Annotated in this window: 7 protein-coding genes; 3 read left to right on the top strand and 4 right to left on the bottom strand. The window is 71.5% G+C overall.

The features are described 5' to 3' along the window. Positions 1 to 18: 18 nt before the first annotated feature. Together F6B93_RS13740 and glnA are read right to left on the bottom strand one after the other, a co-directional pair. Positions 19 to 2,940: a bifunctional [glutamine synthetase] adenylyltransferase/[glutamine synthetase]-adenylyl-L-tyrosine phosphorylase gene (locus F6B93_RS13740; protein WP_425518550.1), complete on the bottom strand. Its 2,922-nt coding sequence runs from the start codon at positions 2,938 to 2,940 to the stop codon at positions 19 to 21. 123 nt (positions 2,941 to 3,063) lie between these two features. Further along, positions 3,064 to 4,404, bottom strand: coding sequence for a type I glutamate--ammonia ligase (gene glnA, locus F6B93_RS13745; protein ID WP_211695593.1), 1,341 nt, complete (start codon positions 4,402 to 4,404; stop codon positions 3,064 to 3,066). Between the two features lie 333 nt (positions 4,405 to 4,737). On the opposite strand from glnA, the gene F6B93_RS13750 reads away from it, so the two are divergent. Then, complete coding sequence (locus tag F6B93_RS13750) at positions 4,738 to 6,495, top strand: PE family protein (RefSeq protein ID WP_211695594.1); 1,758 nt, start codon at positions 4,738 to 4,740, stop codon at positions 6,493 to 6,495. Between the two features lie 16 nt (positions 6,496 to 6,511). Here F6B93_RS13750 and F6B93_RS13755 read toward each other — a convergent pair whose 3' ends face one another. Beyond that, positions 6,512 to 8,080, bottom strand: coding sequence for an alpha/beta hydrolase (locus F6B93_RS13755; RefSeq protein ID WP_211699483.1), 1,569 nt, complete (start codon positions 8,078 to 8,080; stop codon positions 6,512 to 6,514). 895 nt (positions 8,081 to 8,975) lie between these two features. Further along, positions 8,976 to 10,538 (bottom strand): alpha/beta hydrolase, encoded by a 1,563-nt coding sequence (locus tag F6B93_RS13760; protein WP_211695595.1) that lies wholly within the window; start codon positions 10,536 to 10,538, stop codon positions 8,976 to 8,978. 199 nt (positions 10,539 to 10,737) lie between these two features. Here F6B93_RS13760 and panB point away from each other — a divergent pair, with 199 nt between their 5' ends. Beyond that, positions 10,738 to 11,586, top strand: coding sequence for a 3-methyl-2-oxobutanoate hydroxymethyltransferase (gene panB, locus F6B93_RS13765; protein WP_211695596.1), 849 nt, complete (start codon positions 10,738 to 10,740; stop codon positions 11,584 to 11,586). A 384-nt stretch (positions 11,587 to 11,970) separates the two neighbouring features. Then, complete coding sequence (locus tag F6B93_RS13770) at positions 11,971 to 17,925, top strand: PE family protein (protein ID WP_211695597.1); 5,955 nt, start codon at positions 11,971 to 11,973, stop codon at positions 17,923 to 17,925. The last annotated feature ends 60 nt before the right edge of the window (positions 17,926 to 17,985 follow it).

Raw genomic sequence — 17,985 nt, forward strand, 5'->3', positions numbered from 1 at the left:
CGGCACCGTCCTCCAGAGCTAGCTGCCGAATACCTTGCGTACGATCGCTTTTGCGCGTCGTGTCACTCGCAAGTAGTTGTCCAAGAACTCGCCGCCGTCGTCGTTTCGCCAGCCCGCGGCGACCGCGACCGCGTTGAGTTGACGTCCTGGCCCTGGCAGCTGGTCGGTGGACTTGCCGCGCACCAATACCAGGGCGTTGCGGGCCCGAGTAGCGGTCAGCCACGCTTGCCGGAGCAGATCCACCTCCGCCGCGGGGACCAGGCCGGCAGCCGCAATCGCATCCAGAGATCGCAACGTCGAGGTGTTATGCAGGGCTTTGATCTCGTGGGCGTGTCGCAGCTGCAGCAATTGCACGGCCCACTCGATGTCGGCCAGTCCCCCGCGGCCGAGTTTGGTGTTGGTGTTGGGGTCGGCGCCGCGCGGCAAGCGCTCGGACTCGATACGAGCCTTGATGCGACGAATCTCGCGCACCGCGTCGGCGGACACCCCATCCGGCGGGTAGCGCGTCTTGTCGGCCATCAACAGGAACCGCTGGCCTAGCTCCGCATCTCCGGCCACCGCGTGCGCCCGCAACAGGGCCTGGATTTCCCACGGCTGCGCCCACTGCTCGTAGTACGCGGCATAGGACCCCAGGGTGCGCACCAGCGGACCGCTGCGACCTTCGGGGCGCAGATTCGCGTCGACTTCCAGCGGCGGGTCGACGCTGGGCGTCCCCAGTTGCCGCCGCACCTGCTCGGCGACCGAGGTCGACCATTTCACCGCCAGCGAATCATCGACACCACTGGCCGGCTCACAGACAAACATCACGTCCGCGTCGGAACCGTAACCCAACTCAGCACCGCCCAGCCGGCCCATACCGATGACCGCGATGGCCGCCGGCGCACGTCCGTCGTCGGGAAGGTGCGCCCGGATCATCGCCTCCAGCGCGGCCTGCAGCACGGCCACCCACACCGACGTGAGGGCGTGGCACACTTCGGTGGTCTCCACCATGCCCAGCAGGTCAGCCGAGCCGATCCGAGCCAGCTCTCCGCGGCGCAACGTGCGAGCTCCGGCGATCGCCCGCGCCGGGTCCAAGTGGCGGGCCGCCGACGCAATCAAGGCCCGCGCCACCGCCGCCGGCTCGGTCTCGAGCAGCTTGGGGCCCGACGCCCCGTCCCCGTAATTCTGAATGACGTCTGGAGCGCGCATCAGCAGCGACGGCACGTACGCGGAGGTGCCGAGCACGTGCACCAGACGCTTGGCCACCGGCGGCTTATCCCGCAATGTCGCCAGGTACCAGCTTTGCGGCGCCAGCGCCTCGCTCAGTCGCCGGTAGGCCAACAAGCCGCCATCCGGATCGGGGGCGTCCGACATCCAGTCCAAAAGCCTGGGTAGCAGCACCGCCTGCACCGTTCCGCGCCGGCCACTCTGGTTGACCAATGCCGACATGTGCTTCAACGCGGTTTGCGGCCCTTCGTAGCCCAGTGCAGCCAGCCTGCGTTCGGCGGCCTCGGCAGTCATTCCGTGGGCAATCTCCAACCCGGTCGGGCCGATCGATTCCAGCAGCGGCTGATAGAAGAGCTTGGCGTGCAGGCGCGACACCCGGATGTTCTGCTTCTTGAGCTCATCATGCAGCACCCCGGCGGCGTCCCGACGCCCGTCGGGCCGGATGTGGGCGGCACGCGCCAACCAGCGCACGGCCTCGTCATCGCCGGGTGCGGGCAGCAGATGGGTGCGCTTGAGTCGCTGCAATTGCAGTCGGTGCTCCAGCAGCCGGAGAAACTCATAGGAGGCGGTCATGTTTGCCGCATCCTCGCGCCCGACGTAGCCCCCTTGTCCTAGGGCCGCCAACGCGTCCACCGTGGACGCCACCTGCAGCGACTTGTCGCTGCGTCCGTGGACCAACTGCAACAGCTGCACCGCGAACTCCACGTCTCGCAATCCGCCGCTGCCCAACTTGAGTTCGCGGCCACGGACGTCTGCGGGTACGAGTTGCTCGACGCGCCGGCGCATCGCCTGAACCTCCACGACGAAGTCGTCGCGCTCGCACGCGATCCACACCATTGGCATCAACGCGTTCAGGTAGCGCTCGGCCAATTCAGCGTCTCCCACGGCGGCGCGGGCCTTCAGCAGCGCCTGAAACTCCCACGTCTTGGCCCAACGCTCGTAGTAGGCGACATGCGATTCGACCGTGCGGACCAGCTCACCGCTGCGGCCCTCGGGTCGCAGCCCGGCATCCACCTCGAAGAACGCCGACGAGGCCACCCGCATCATCTCGCTGGCAACACGGGTAGTAAGGGTGTCGGCGCTCTCGGCGACGAAGATGACGTCGACGTCGCTGACATAGTTCAGCTCACGGGCACCGCACTTACCCATCGCGATGACCGCCAGGCGCGGCGGCGCGCGGTCGCCGCACACAGTCGCCTCGGCCACCCGAAGCGCCCCAGCCATGGCAGCATCCGCCAAGTCCGCCAGCTGCGCGGCCACCACGGCGAACGGCAACACCGGTTCGTCCTCGACCGTCGCGGCCAGATCCAGGGCGGCCAGCACCAGCATCTGGTCGCGATACACGACGCGCAGTCGGTGCACGATCGAGCCGGAATCTGCCGGTGATGCCTCGATGCACTCGGTGAATGACTTCCGCCGCTGGTCCGGTGAGGGCAATGAGACCGTTCCGCGCAGCAGTTTCCACGACTGCGGATGGGCAACCAGGTGATCCCCCAACGCCACCGACGAGCCCAGCACGGCGAACAGCCGGCCCCGCAGGCTGCGCTCGCGCAGCAGGGCCGCATTGAGCTCGTCCCATCCAGTTTCAGGATTCTCCGACAGCCGAACCAACGCACGTAGTGCCGCGTCGGCGTCCGGTGCGCGCGACAGCGACCACAACAGATCGATGTGTGCCTGGTCGTCGTGCTCCGTCCAACCCAGCTGAGCCAGGCGCTCGCCTGCCGGAGGGTCCATCAATCCGAGCCGGCCAACGCTGGGCAACCTCGGTCGCTGCGTTGCGGGTTTGGTCACGACAACGACGTTAGCGCAGAAAGACTCTCGGCCACCCCCGACGACGATGAGCCGCTCGGGCGCGAACTACAGCGACAGGTAGGCGCGCAGCTCGTACGGGGTGACGTGACTGCGGTAGTTAGCCCACTCTCTGCGCTTGTTGCGCAAGAAGAAGTCAAAAACATGCTCGCCCAAAGCCTCCGCCACGAGCTCGGAGGCCTCCATGGCGCTAAGCGCACTGTCCAGACTTGACGGCAGCTCCCGGTACCCCATCGTGCGGCGTTCCTCAGGGGTGAGATCCCAAACGTTGTCCTCGGCCTGCGGGCCCAGCACGTAGCCCTTCTCCACCCCGCGCAGTCCGGCGGCAAGCAGCACCGCGAACGTCAAGTACGGGTTGCACGCCGAGTCTGGGCTGCGTACCTCGACGCGTCGTGACGACGTCTTGTGCGGGGTGTACATCGGCACCCGGACCAGCGCCGAGCGGTTGGCAGCGCCCCACGACGCCGCCGTCGGCGCCTCGCCGCCGTGCACGAGCCGCTTGTAGGAATTGACCCACTGATTGGTGACCGCACTGATCTCCGAGGCATGCTCAAGGATCCCGGCGATGAACGACTTGCCCACGTCCGACAGCTGCAGCGGATCGTCTGCGTTGTGGAAGGCGTTGACGTCGCCCTCAAACAGGCTCATATGAGTGTGCATCGCCGATCCCGGATGCTGCCCGAACGGCTTGGGCATGAAGCTCGCCCGCACGCCTTCCTGAAGTGCGACTTCTTTTATGACATAGCGGAAGGTCATCACGTTGTCGGCCATCGACAAGGCGTCGGCGAAGCGCAGGTCGATCTCCTGCTGGCCCGGTGCGCCTTCGTGGTGGCTGAACTCCACCGAGATACCCATGAACTCCAGGGCCTCGACCGCGTTCCAGCGAAATTGGGAGGCGGATCCGTGCACCGCCTGGTCGAAATAGCCGGCGTTGTCGATCGGGATGGGCTCTGACCCATCGTGGGGGCCGGCCTCCAACAGGAAGAACTCGACTTCGGGATGCACGTAGCACGAGAAACCAAGTTCGTTGGCCTTCGTCAGCTGCCGGCGCAGCACGTGCCGCGGATCCGCCCACGACGGTGAGCCGTCCGGCATCGTGATGTCGCAGAAAATTCGCGCTGAGTGGTGGTGACCGGCGCTGGTGATCCAGGGCAGCACCTGGAAGGTGGACGGATCGGGGTGCGCCACCGTGTCGGATTCCGAAACCCTCGCGAAGCCCTCGATCGACGATCCGTCGAAGCCGATGCCTTCCTCGAAGGCGCCCTCGAGTTCAGCGGGAGCGATGGCGACCGACTTGAGGAAACCGAGCACATCTGTGAACCAAAGCCGGACAAAGCGGATGTCGCGCTCTTCCAGCGTGCGGAGGACGAATTCCTTCTGCCGATCCATGACTCGACATTATGCAGGTCCTGTTAATTCCGTGTTACCGGTGCCAGGCCCGTGCCGTTGCGAACCGCGGATATGGCCAGCTCTGCGCCCGGATCGGGCGTGGCCCGCAGCAGTCATACGCCCGCGGGTCACGTCGGGTCTGGATGATCTCGCACCGCGAGAAGACACCTGGCCGCCACACCGAATCGGTGCGTTTCGGTCGGTGGCGCGATCACACCATGTGGATCCCAGATCACGATAGGATCAGCTTCCCTGCCGAGGCGATCGAAGCGACGGCTGCCGGGGCGATAGCCGCGTCTTAGCAGCTTGTTGAGACCAATTTGGAGGCAACGGATGTCGTTTGTGATCGCAGCGCCGGAAATGGTCGCCGCAGCAGCCACCAATCTGGCCAGTATCGGTTCCACGCTCAGCGCCGCCAATTCAGCCGCCGCCCTCCCGACGACCGGGGTGTTGGCGGCCGGTGCCGACGAGGTATCGGCGGCCATCGCGGAGTTGTTCGGGGCGCACGCCCAGGCCTATCAAGCCCTCAGCGACGAAGCGACGACTTTCCATGACCAATTCGTGCGGACCCTCAACAGCGGTGCGGGCACCTATGTGAGCGCCGAGGCCGACAACGCCCGGCAGAATCTGCTCAGCGCGATCAACGCCCCCACCCGTGAGCTGCTGGGGCGCCCGTTGATCGGCAACGGCGCCGACGGACTCACCATCGACGGGGTGGGGCAACCCGGCGAGCCGGGCGGGTTGCTCTACGGCAACGGCGGCAACGGCGGCAACAGCACCAATCCGGGGGTGACCGGAGGCGCCGGCGGGGCCGGCGGACTGATCGGCAACGGCGGAGCCGGCGGACACGGCGGGCCCGGCAGCTCCGGTGCAGTAGGCGCTACCGCCGGTGCCGGCGGGGCCGGCGGCAGTGGCGGGGCCGGCGGGTGGCTGTACGGGGCCGGCGGGGCCGGCGGGAACGGCGGTATCGGCGGTAGCGCCGGGCAAGCCGGTACCGGCGGCCTTGGCGGGGCGGGCGGCAGTGGCGGGGCCGGCGGGTGGCTGTACGGGGCCGGCGGGGCCGGCGGTGACGGCGGGCAAGGCGGCACTGGCGGGCCCGGCGACACCGGCGGCAACGGCGGCAACGGTGGCAACGGCGGCGCCGGCGGGGCCGCCGGCCTGTTCGGCCACGGCGGCGTCGCCGGAGAAGGCGGTGGCGGCGGCCGCGGCGGCAACGGTGGCGGCTTCGGCGGCTTCGGCGGTACCGGCGGCGACGGCGGTAACGGCGGCGCCGGAGGATGGATTCACGGCAACGGAGGTGCCGCGGGCGACGGCGGCAATGGCGCCTTCGGCGGCGACGGCGGCGACACCGGCGCTGACGTCGGCGGCAACGGCGGCGGCGGCGGCTTCGGCGGCAACGGCGGCGGCGGCGGCCGCGGCGGGTGGCTGTCCGGCGACGGCGGGGCCGCCGGGAACGGCGGCAACGGCGGCGGCGGCGGCAAGGGCGAGAACGGCGTCGGCACCGCAGACGGCGGTTCCGGGGGCCTCGGCGGTGACGGGGGTGTCGGCGGTTCCGGTGCGCTGGGTGGGTGGTTCTACGGCAGCGGCGGTGCCGGCGGGACCGGCGGCGAGGGCGGCGGGGGCGGAAACGGCGGCGAGGCCGAAGGGACCGGCACGGGCGGAGGCGGCGGCTTCGGTGGTTCCGGCGGCGACGGCGGCAATGGGGCACGTGGCTGGCTCGTCGGCAACGGCGGAGCAGGTGGATTCGGCGGCAACGGCGGCAATGGCGGCAACGGCGGCATCGGCGCCCCCGGCGGTGCTGGCGGCGGCGGCGGCGACGGCGCCGCCGCCGGTTCGGGCGGCTCCGGTGGGTGGGTGTACGGGAACGGCGGGGCCGGCGGGAACGGCGGCAACGGCGGCGGTGGCGGCGACGGTGTCGGCGGATTCGCGAGCGGTGGTAACGGCGGCAACGGCGGCGACGGCGGTGATGCCGTCCTGATCGGCAGCGGCGGTAACGGTGGGGCCGGCGGCAGCGGCGCCGCCGACGGCCTCAGCGGAGCCGGGGGCAGTGGCGGGCTCCTGTTCGGCCAGCCTGGGGCTCCGGCGGGCTAGCGAACACCACCGAAACCTAGGGGCGGCAGTGCACATTCGCCGGCGGCACGACCCCCTCGACGAAGTAGCGCACCACGGCGGTATCCACGCATTGGTTGCCGTCGAACACGGCGGTGTGCTGGGCGCCGTCGAACGTGATCAGCGGGCCGCCCAGCTGACGGGCCAAGTCGACTCCCGCTTGGTAGGGAGTGGCCGGATCGTGGGTCGTGGATACCACGACGACCTTGCCCGGCGCCGCCGGCGACGCCGGGTGCGGTGTGGACGTGGCCGGCACTGGCCACACGGCGCACAGATCACGGGGGGCGGAGCCGGTGAAGCTCCCGTAGCTGAGGAACGGAGCGGCCTGGCGCAGCCGCTGGTCGGCGGAGACCCAGGCCGCCGGATCCGTGGGTGTTGGCGCGTCCACGCACCGGATTGCGTTGAAGGCGTCCTGGTTGTTGCTGTAGTGCCCATTGGGGTCGCGGCCGTCGTAGTCGTCGGCGAGCAACAACAGGTCGCCGGCGTCCGTGCCACGCTGCAGCCCAAGGAGACCACTGGTCAGGAATTTCCAGTGCTGCGGGGTGTAGAGCGCGTTGACGGTGCCGGTCGTCGCGTCTGCGTAGCTCAGGCCGCGGGGATCCGACGTCCGGCCGGGCGTTTCGACCAAGGGGTCGACCAGGGCGTGGTAGCGGTTGACCCATTGAGCGGGGTCGGTGCCCAGCGGGCAGGCGGTCGAGCGGGCGCAGTTCGCGGCGTAGTCGTTGAAAACGGTCTGAAAGCCCGCCATCTGGTTGATGTTTTCTTCGATGGGGTCGACAGTTGGGTCGATGGCGCCGTCGAGCACCATCGCCCGCACGTGATCACCGAACCGTTCGACGTAGGCGGTACCCAACTCGGTGCCGTAGCTGTATCCGAGGTAGTTGATCTGCTCATCGCCTAGCGCCTGGCGGACCAGGTCCATATCGCGCGCGGTGGACGCGGTGCCGATGTTCGCCAAGAAGCTAACGCCCATCCGGTCAATACAGCCCTGAGCAATCCGCTGGTGGACCTGCTCGATGTGCGCTACCCCAGCCGGGCTGTAGTCGACCATCGGATCGCGCCGGTAGGCGTCGAACTCGGCATCGGTGCGGCAACGCAACGCCGGGGTCGAGTGGCCGACTCCCCTCGGATCAAAGCCCACTAGGTCGAAATGACGGCTAATTGCGGTGCCACTGATCGCGGGCGCCATCGCGGCGACCATGTCGACTGCTGATGCCCCCGGCCCTCCTGGATTGAGGAACAGCGCTCCCATCCGCTGGCCGCTGGCGGGAACACGGATCACCGCCAGATTCGCGTGTGCCCCGCCAGGCCTGTCGTAGTCGACCGGAACCGACACTGTGGCGCATTGTGCGGTGGGGAGGTGACCTATGTGGCCGATGAAGCCGTTGCAAGCACCCCAGCCCTGTTGACGCGCCGCGGTCGGCGCGCTCGGACTCGGGGTCGGTCCAGGATCGAGTTCCGGGGTCGCGCCAGCCACCGGAAGTGGTGCTCCTGCCGGCATGCCCAGCAGCAGCCCAAGCGACAACAGCGCCGAGCTCAACGGTCTCAGACGCAGCATGGGCGCCATCGTCTCACCGCCGAATACCCGCGACAGCGCGAAATGGTCACGCCTTGATTTCGTATCCCCTCGATCGCATATCCCCGTCACGTCATATCCGCACGTGGAGCCGACGGCTTTGCAGATGCCCAGGTCTGGCTTTCGCACGATCGGTGGGGTATGGCTTCGACATCGCCTAGCATCACCTGCGCAGCGCGGCCCAACCTGGCTCCCACCACGTCACGTCAAGCGTGCGCCCGAGAAGCGAAGCGGCAGGTAGCAAGCGTCTTGTAGGACTGTCTTTGGCGGGAAGGATCGAGCATGTCGAGATGAGTACGTCGCAGAATTGGCCATCAGAAAATAGGCCGGAAAACGCGAAGGCGTACTTCAGGGACGACATCAGAAATCGCAGCTCCGAGCAGTACGGTTTGGTCGTGGCTCTCCCGGCCCGGACTGTATCCGTACTGGTACGAAGGATGGCCCAAGGTGCAATTTGCTGAAAAGACAGACGCTCAGCTAAAGCTGGGAGATACGTTTGTTCCATACGTGAAAGGCATCGTGAGCCCGACCGAGGTGATCGATGTCAAAGTTGACGACACCATAGCGCGGACTGGAAAAAGATATGGCGTTCGCGGGGTGCACAGCTGGAGATTGAGCAGCGATGGTGACCCGACTCCGGTTGTCACCGAAGAGACACTTCGGGGCGTTCTTCCGAGCATGCTTCCCAGCCCGTTCGTCAGCGCTGGTCACAAGATGCATCAGCATTGGCTTGAACAACCAAAAAGATCTCTGAGATTACGGCGTACGATCCATCTCTCTCGACCGCCGATACTTGTCGGATCTCCTGCGCGTCGACGTAGCTCGCCGATATGAGTCGGTCAGCGCGGGACGACTCGCTGGTTGCCCGTGTCCGTCACAGCTGGCGCTAGCACTTGGCGCCGCTTGGCGGCGTAGTGCCACCGATCAAGTACGCCGTCACGTAGTCGTCGATACAGCTTTCACCCTGGAAAACCACGGTGTGCTGGGTTCCTTTGAAGGTGAGCAACGAGCCGCGCAGCTGGTTGGCCAGGTCGACGCCAGCCTTGTACGGCGTGGCCGGATCGTGAGTCGTCGATACCACCACCGTCGGCGCGAGACCGGGCGCCGAGACCGTGTGCGGCGTGCTGGTCGGCGGCACCGGCCAAAACGCGCAGGTGCCCAGGGGCGCGTACCCGGTGAACTTCCCGTAGCTCATGAACGGTGCGATCTCGCGGGAGCGGCGGTCTTCGTCAACGATCTTGGCGCGATCGGTGATCGGCGGCTGGTCAACACAATTGATCGCCACCCGCGCGTCGGTGGAATTGTTGTAGTGCCCACGCGCGTCGCGACGCATGTACATGTCGGCCAGGGCGAGCATGGTGTCTCCGCGATGGTCAGCCAGCTCCGCGAGACCATCGGTCAGGTGCTGCCACAAATTGGGTGAGTACAGCGCCATGATGGTCCCCACGATGGCGTCGCTGTAGCTCAGCCCGCGCTTGTCCTTGGTGCGCGCCGGCCTACTGACTCTCGGGTCGTCGGGGTCGACCAGGGCGTCCACCAGGCTGTGGTACACGTCGACAGCCTTGGCCGGGTCAGTGCCCAGCGGGCAACTCGAATCCTGGGAGCAGTCGGCGGCGTAGTCGTTGAACGCGTCCTGGAACCCCTTGGCCTGACGCAGGTTGGCCTCTATGGGATCGGCATTGGGGTCGACAGCGCCGTCAAGGATCATCGCCCGCACTCGCTGTGGGTAGGCCTCGGCGTAAGCCGAACCGATCCGCGTTCCGTACGAGTAGCCGAGATAGGTGAGTTTGTCGTCACCGAGCGCGACGCGAATGGCCTCCAAGTCCCTGGCGACGTTGACCGTCCCGACATTCGCCAAGAAATTCTTGCCCATCTTCGCCACGCAGCGGCCAACGAATTGCTTGGTTTGGTCCTCCAAGTACTCGACGCCCGCCTGGCTGTAATCAACTTGCGGCTCGGCGCGCAGCTGGTCATTGTCGGCGTCCGAATTGCACCAAATGGCCGGCCGCGACGAACCCACCCCGCGCGGGTCGAACCCCACCAGGTCGAAACGCTGATGGACTCGCCTCGGCAGGGTCTGGAAAACACCCAGCGCCGCCTCGATGCCGGATTCGCCGGGGCCACCGGGATTGATAACCAATGAACCGATTTTGTCGCCCGTCGCGGGAAATCGAATCAACGCCAACGAGGCCACATCGCCGTCGAGGTTGTCGTAGTCGACGGGCACGGCAAGCCTGCCGCACAGGGCGCCACCCGGGATCTTCACCTCGGGGTTGGAGGAGCGACACGGCGACCACCGCACCGGGTCGCCCAGCTTCGGCTCGGCCATGTGCGCACGCCCGCCGACCACGCGAATGCAGCCCGCGAGCACCACCGCCACGACGGCCAGCGCGGTCCCGATCAGCAAAATGCGCGCCTTCTTGTCGCGGCGAGTCAGCCCCATGCCCACATATGCTGCCAGAGGTGGTCGAAGATGCTGGTGAGCGGCCATCGGCGGGTGGCCCCGAAAAGAAGCTGCTGTGATTTAGCGCCAAGTTAGCCGTCACACGGTGCATCGATAAGACGGAAATGGCAGACTGTCATGGTCAGACGAACCCGGGGACCCGCTTGGGCCACGAGGATCGACCCGACCACCACGAGGGACAATGATGTCTGAGCAGAATGTCTATGGGGCTGACCGCTCCACAAACTCCTCGAGACCACGGGCCCAGATCCGTACCCACCACCTGCAGAAAATGAAGGCCGAAGGCCACAAGTGGGCCATGTTGACGGCCTATGACTACTCCACTGCCAGGATCTTCGACGAAGCCGGCATCCCGGTGCTGCTAGTCGGCGATTCGGCGGCGAACGTCGTGTACGGCTACGACACGACGGTGCCTGTGTGTATCGATGAGCTGATTCCGCTGGTTCGCGGCGTGGTCAGGGGCGCCCAGCACGCCCTGGTCGTCGCCGACCTGCCATTCGGCAGCTACGAGGCGGGACCCGCTGCGGCGCTGGCGAGCGCCACCCGGTTCATGAAGGAAGCTGGGGCGCACGCCGTCAAGCTCGAAGGCGGCGAGCGGGTGGCGGACCAGATCGCTTGCCTCACCTCCGCGGGAATCCCGGTCATGGCGCACATCGGTTTCACCCCGCAAAGCGTGAACACCCTCGGCGGCTTCCGGGTGCAAGGCCGTGGCGACGCGGCCGAACAGACCGTGGCCGATGCCATCGCAGTGGCAGAAGCCGGAGCCTTTTCTGTCGTCATGGAGATGGTGCCGGCCGAATTGGCTACGCAGCTCACCGGCAAGCTCACCATTCCGACCATCGGTATCGGAGCCGGTCCAAACTGCGATGCCCAGGTCCTGGTCTGGCAGGACATGGCCGGGATGAGCGGCGGCAAGAGCCCCCGCTTCGTCAAGCGATACGCCGACGTCGGCACCGAATTGCGCCGTGCCGCGACGCAGTACGCGGAAGAGGTTGCCGGCGGGGCGTTCCCTGCCGACGAGCATTGCTTTTAGGCCGGCCGATCCGGCCACCGAGGGCCGTTGATGCGGCGCGCCATTTGCAGCAGAAGCCGAGCGGAGCTGCCGTGAGGTCGCACGCCGCGTTTGTAACGCTAACAGCGGTATTGACCATGCACGGAACCCGAAAAAGCGGACGTGCGACACCGCCATTGGTGGGGTGCGGCTAAGAAGTTTGACAAATTCTCGGCCGAGTTAATCAGGGTCAGGCCGCCAGCCCGGCTATATACCTCTCAGACAACTTGGCTCACGTAATCGGGGTCGAACCACCTCGCTTTCTAAATCAGCGACATCGGCCGGAGACAACGCTTGACTCACCAAAATCTCTGAACTGTCGCTTGATACGGGACAGCTGTTTTTTGGCTGTAGCGAGGAGTTTTCATGTCCTTTCTGTCCATATCGCCCGAACTTGTCGCCACCGCCGCGGGTGATCTCACCAACATCGGTTCCACACTTGAGGCCGCCAACGCGGCTGCCTCGGCGGCCACCACCGAGCTGCTGGCCGCCGGCGCCGACGAGGTGTCAACTCGAATCGCGGCATTGTTCGGCACGTACGGCCAGGAGTATCAGGCGATCAGCGCACAGGTCGCGGTGTACCAGCAAGAGTTCGTCCAAACACTGCAAGGCGCCACCAGTGCCTACAAGTGGGCCGAGGCCGCCAACGCCGAGCAGACCCTGCTAGGCCTGATTAATCCTGCCACTCAAGCCCTGCTTGGGCGCCCGTTGATCGGCGACGGCGCGAACGCGACAACCCCGGGTGGGGCCGGCGGAGACGGTGGCCTGCTCTACGGCAGCGGCGGCAACGGCGCTGCCGGCGCGCCAGGCCAAACGGGTGGCGCAGGCGGGTCGGCGGGGTTGTTGGGCAACGGCGGCAACGGCGGAGCGGGCGGAACGGGCGGTGCCGCGGGTGGGGCCGGCGGCTCCGGCGGCTGGCTGTACGGCAACGGCGGCAACGGCGGCGCTGGAAGTATGGGCTCTGCCGGCGGGGCTGGCGGTGCCGGTGGCGCGGGCGGTAACCCTGGCTGGCTGTACGGGACTGGTGGCACCGGCGGGGCCGGAGGCGCCGGCGGTAGTGCGATAACGCCGGGTGCTGCCGGTGGCGCCGGTGGTGACGGCGGCGCCGGCGGGCGCGGCGGGCTGTTTATGCGCGGTGGTGACGGCGGGCGCGGCGGTGCCGGCGGAACCGGTGCTGACGGCAGCCCTGCCGTTGGTGACGGTGATCCCGGCGGTGTCGGCGGAGCTGGTGGTGTGGGTGGTGCTGGCGGCGCCGGCGGCAGTGCCCCGGTGTACTTCGGCTCCGGTGGGGCCGGCGGACTTGGTGGTGACGGTGGTGGCGGCGGGGCGGGCGGCGCGGGCGCCGCTAGCGCCACCGGGATCGGTGGTGACGGCGGTACGGGTGGCACCGGTGGCGCCGCCGGTGCGGGCGGCGCCGGTGGCGCCGCCAATAGCTTCAGCCAAGCCGCCCTTGCGGGCCGGCTTGGTGGCGTCGCCAATAGCTTCAACCAAGCCGCCGGCGCGGATGCCGGTGGCACCCAAGGCGCCGGCGGCGCTGGTGGTGACGGCGGCACCGGCGGCACCGGTGGCATCGGCGGTGCGGGCACCGATAACAGCGCCACCATCGGTATCGCCGGCGGCCAAGGCGGCGCCGGCGGCATAGGCGGGATGGGCGGCGACGCCGGCGCCGGCGGCACCGGCTCGGTCACCGGCACAGGCGGCTCCGCCGGGAACGGCGGCACCGGCGGCCAGGGCGGCCTCGGCGGTGACGGCGGCACCGGCACGGTCGGCGCGGCCGACGGCGGCACCGGCGGGACCGGCGCCGCGGGCGGCGCCGGCGGCGCCGGGGGTACCGGTGGTGTTGCCGGCGTGGGCCTCGGTGGCCACATGGGCGCCGGTGGCGCTGGTGGTGACGGCGGCACCGGCGGCACCGGTGGCATCGGCGGTGCGGGCACCGACAACAGCGCCACCATCGGCATCGCCGGCGGTGCCGGCGGCCACGGCGGCACCGGCGGGATCGGCGGCGACGCCGGCACCGGCGGCACCGGCTCGGTGATGGGCGCGAACGGGTCATCCGGGCATGGCGGCACCGGCGGCACGGGTGGCCTCGGCGGTGACGGCGGCACCGGCACCGCCGGCGCGGCCAACGGCGGCACCGGCGGCCAGGGTGTCGCCGGCGGCCAGGGCGGCGCCGGGGGTGCCGGCGGCGCGGCCGGCGCGGGTGCCGGCGGGCTCCAAGGCGCCGGCGGCGCCGGCGGTGACGGCGGCACCGGCGGCACCGGCGGCACCGGCGGTGCGGGCACCGACAACAGCGCCACCATCGGCGTCGCCGGCGGTGCCGGCGGCCACGGCGGCACCGGCGGGATCGGCGGCGACGCCGGCGCCGGCGGCACCGGCTCGGTCACCGGTACCGACGGCTCTGCCGGGAACGGCGGCACCGGCGGCCAGGGCGGCCTCGGCGGCGGCGGCGGCACCGGCACCGCGGGCGCGGCCAACGGCGGCACCGGCGGGACCGGCGCCGCGGGCGGCGCCGGCGGCACCGGGGGTACCGGTGGTGCGGCCGGCGTGGGCCTCGGCGGCACCCAGGGCGCTGGTGGCGCTGGTGGTGACGGCGGTACCGGCGGCACCGGTGGCATCGGCGGTGCGGGCACTGATAACGGCGCCACCATCGGCGTCGCCGGCGGTGCCGGCGGCCACGGCGGCACCGGCGGGATCGGCGGCGACGCCGGCACCGGCGGCATCGGCTCGGTCACCGGCACCCACGGCTCCGCCGGGAACGGCGGCACCGGCGGCCAGGGCGGCCTCGGCGGCGGCGGTGGCACCGGCACGGTCGGCGCGGCCAGCGGCGGCACCGGCGGGAGCGGCGCCGCGGGCGGCGCCGGCGGCGCAGGGGGCACCGGTGGTGCGGCCGGCGCGGGCCTCGGCGGCCACATGGGCGCCGGTGGCGCTGGCGGTGACGGCGGCACCGGCGGCACCGGCGGCACCGGCGGTGCCGGCACCGACAACAGCGCCACCATCGGCATCGCCGGCGGTGCCGGCGGCCACGGCGGCACCGGCGGGATCGGCGGCGACGCCGGCACCGGCGGCATCGGCTCGATCACCGGCACCCACGGCTCCGCCGGGAACGGCGGCACCGGCGGCACCGGCGGGACCGGCGGCGACGGCGGCACCGGCACCGCGGGCGCGGCCAACGGCGGCACCGGCGGGACCGGCGCCGCGGGCGGCGCCGGCGGCACCGGGGGTACCGGTGGTGCGGCCGGCGTGGGCCTCGGCGGCCAGATGGGCGCCGGTGGCGCTGGTGGTGACGGCGGCACCGGCGGCACCGGCGGCACCGGCGGTGCCGGCACCGACAACAGCGCCACCCTCCACACAGCCGGCGGCCAAGGCGGCCACGGCGGCACCGGCGGGACCGGCGGGGCGGCCGGCGCCGGCGGCACCGGCTCGGTCACCGGTACCGACGGCTCCGCCGGGAACGGCGGCACCGGCGGCCAGGGCGGCCTCGGCGGTGACGGTGGCACCGGCACGGTCGGCGCGGCCAACGGCGGCACCGGCGGGACCGGCGCCGCGGGCGGCGCCGGCGGCGCCGGGGGTACCGGTGGTGCGGCCGGCGTGGGCCTCGGCGGCACCCAGGGCGCTGGTGGCGCTGGTGGTGACGGCGGCACCGGCGGCACCGGTGGCATCGGCGGTGCGGGCACTGACAACAGCGCCACCATCGGCGTCGCCGGCGGTGCCGGCGGCCACGGCGGCACCGGCGGGATCGGCGGCGACGCCGGCACCGGCGGCATCGGCTCGATCACCGGCACCCACGGCTCCGCCGGGAACGGCGGCACCGGCGGCACCGGCGGCCTCGGCGGCGACGGCGGCACCGGCACCGCGGGCGCGGCCAACGGCGGCACCGGCGGGACCGGCGCCGCGGGCGGCGCCGGCGGCACCGGGGGTACCGGTGGTGCGGCCGGCGTGGGCCTCGGTGGCCACATGGGCGCCGGTGGCGCTGGTGGTGACGGCGGCACCGGCGGCACCGGCGGCACCGGCGGTGCCGGCACCGACAACAGCGCCACCATCGGCATCGCCGGCGGCGCCGGCGGCCACGGCGGCACCGGCGGGATCGGCGGCGACGCCGGCACCGGCGGCATCGGCTCGATCACCGGCACCCACGGCTCCGCCGGGAACGGCGGCACCGGCGGCCAGGGCGGCCTCGGCGGCGGCGGCGGCACCGGCACGGTCGGCGCGGCCAACGGCGGCACCGGCGGCCAGGGCGCCGCCGGCGGCCAGGGCGGCGCCGGGGGTGCCGGCGGCGCGGCCGGCGCCGGTACCGGCGGGATCCAAGGCGCCGGCGGCGCCGGCGGCCACGGCGGCACCGGCGGCACCGGCGGGACCGGCGGTGCGGGCACTGACAACAGCGCCACCCTCGACATCGCCGGCGGCGCCGGCGGCCACGGCGGCACCGGCGGGATCGGCGGCGACGCCGGCACCGGCGGCACCGGCTCGATCACCGGCACCCACGGCTCCGCCGGGAACGGCGGCACCGGCGGCACCGGCGGCCTCGGTGGCGGCGGCGGCACCGGCACGGTCGGCGCGACCGACGGCGGCACCGGCGGGACCGGCGCCGCGGGCGGCGCCGGCGGCACCGGGGGTACCGGTGGTACGGCCGGCGTGGGCCTCGGTGGCCAGATGGGCGCCGGTGGCGCTGGTGGTGACGGCGGCACCGGCGGCACCGGCGGCACCGGCGGTGCGGGCACCGACAACAGCGCCACCCTCGGCATCGCCGGCGGCCAAGGCGGCACCGGCGGCACCGGCGGCACCGGCGGCGACGCCGGCACCGGCGGCATCGGCTCGATCACCGGCGCCACCGGCAACGCCGGCGACGGCGGCACCGGCGGGATCGGCGGTACGGGCGGCGCCGGAGGCAACGGAACCAACGGCGCCAACGGTGTTGGTAGCGGCGCTGACGGTGGCGCCGGCAGCACCGGCGGCGACGGCGGCGCGGGCGGAGCGGGAGGTAAAGGCGGTGCCGCCGGCACCGGCACCGGCGGCACCCAGGGAGCCGGCGGCACCGGCGGCGACGGCGGAGCAGGCGGTGACGGCGGCAACGGCGGTCAAGGCACCGACGGCACCGGTCTTGAAGCAATGGCTGGCGGCGCGGGCGGCGCCGGCGGCACCGGCGGCACCGGCGGTGACGCCGGCACCGGCGGCACCGGGTCAGCCACAGGTGCAAGCGGCACCGGCGGCACCGGCGGTGACGGCGGCACCGGCGGCAAAGCCGGCGCCGGCGGCCACGGTTTCGACGGCCCTGGGGGCGGCGGCCCCGGTGGCATCGGCGGCACCGGCGGTGACGGCGGCACCGGCGGCACCGGCGGTGCCGGCAACGGCGACACCGGCGGCGGCACCGGCGGCACCGGCGGCCAAGCCGGCGCCGGCGGCACCGGCGGCCCAGGCGGCGAGCAGGGCGGCGACGGTGGGGCCGGCGGAGCCGCCGGTACCGGCGGCGACGGCGGGAACGGCGGCACCGGCGGCGGACAGGGCGGCACCGGCGGCAAGGGCGGTACCGGCGGCACCGGCGGCACCGGGGACAACCGAGCCGATGCCACCGCACCAAATCGACCAGGAGGCGACGGCGGAACCGGCGGAACCGGCGGAGCCGGCGGCGCGGGCGGTGCCGCAGGCGCCGGAGGCGACGGCAACGGTGGCGACGGCGGCGCTGCCGGCAACGGCGGCCAAGGAGGCACCGGAGGATTCGCCAAGGTTCTTGAAAGCGGCACCGGCGGCGCCGGCGGCACCGGCGGCCAAGGTGGAACCGGTGGCACCGGTGGAGCCGGCGCCGGCACCGGCGACGGCGGCACCGGAGGCGCTGCCGGCAACGGCGGCACCGGCGGCACCGGAGCCGCCGGCGGAACCGGCGGCAGCGACGCCGGCGCCGGCGGCGCCGGCGGCACCGGAGGCACAGCCGGCACCGCCGGCGACGGCGGCGACGGCGGGACCAACAACGGCACCGGCGGCGACGGCGGCGCCGGCGGCGACGGTGGTGCCGGCGGCACCGGCGGCACCGGCGGCACCGGCACCAGCACCAGCGCATCCGGCGGTATCGGCGGGTCTGGCGCCGATGGCACAGCCGGTGGAAAGGGCGGCAACGGAAACGGTAGCGGCAGCGGCGGCACCGGTGGAACCGGTGGTGACGGCGGCGATGGCGGCACCGGCGGCGCCGGTGACGGCGGAACCAACCCCGGAGGCGCCGGCAGCACCGGCGGCACCGGAAGTCCCGGCAACGCTCCCAGCGGCACAACCGGAGGGACCGGCGGCACCGCCGGAACCGGCGGCACCGGAGGTCCCGCCGGCACCCCCTGAACACGCCCGCCCGCTCCCAGGCGGCTCGGGATAAACCGCCCCAAGGACCTGCCATCCGCG

The sequence above is a fragment of the Mycobacterium spongiae genome (assembly GCF_018278905.1).
In the GTDB taxonomy this organism is placed as follows: Bacteria; Actinomycetota; Actinomycetes; order Mycobacteriales; family Mycobacteriaceae; genus Mycobacterium; species Mycobacterium spongiae.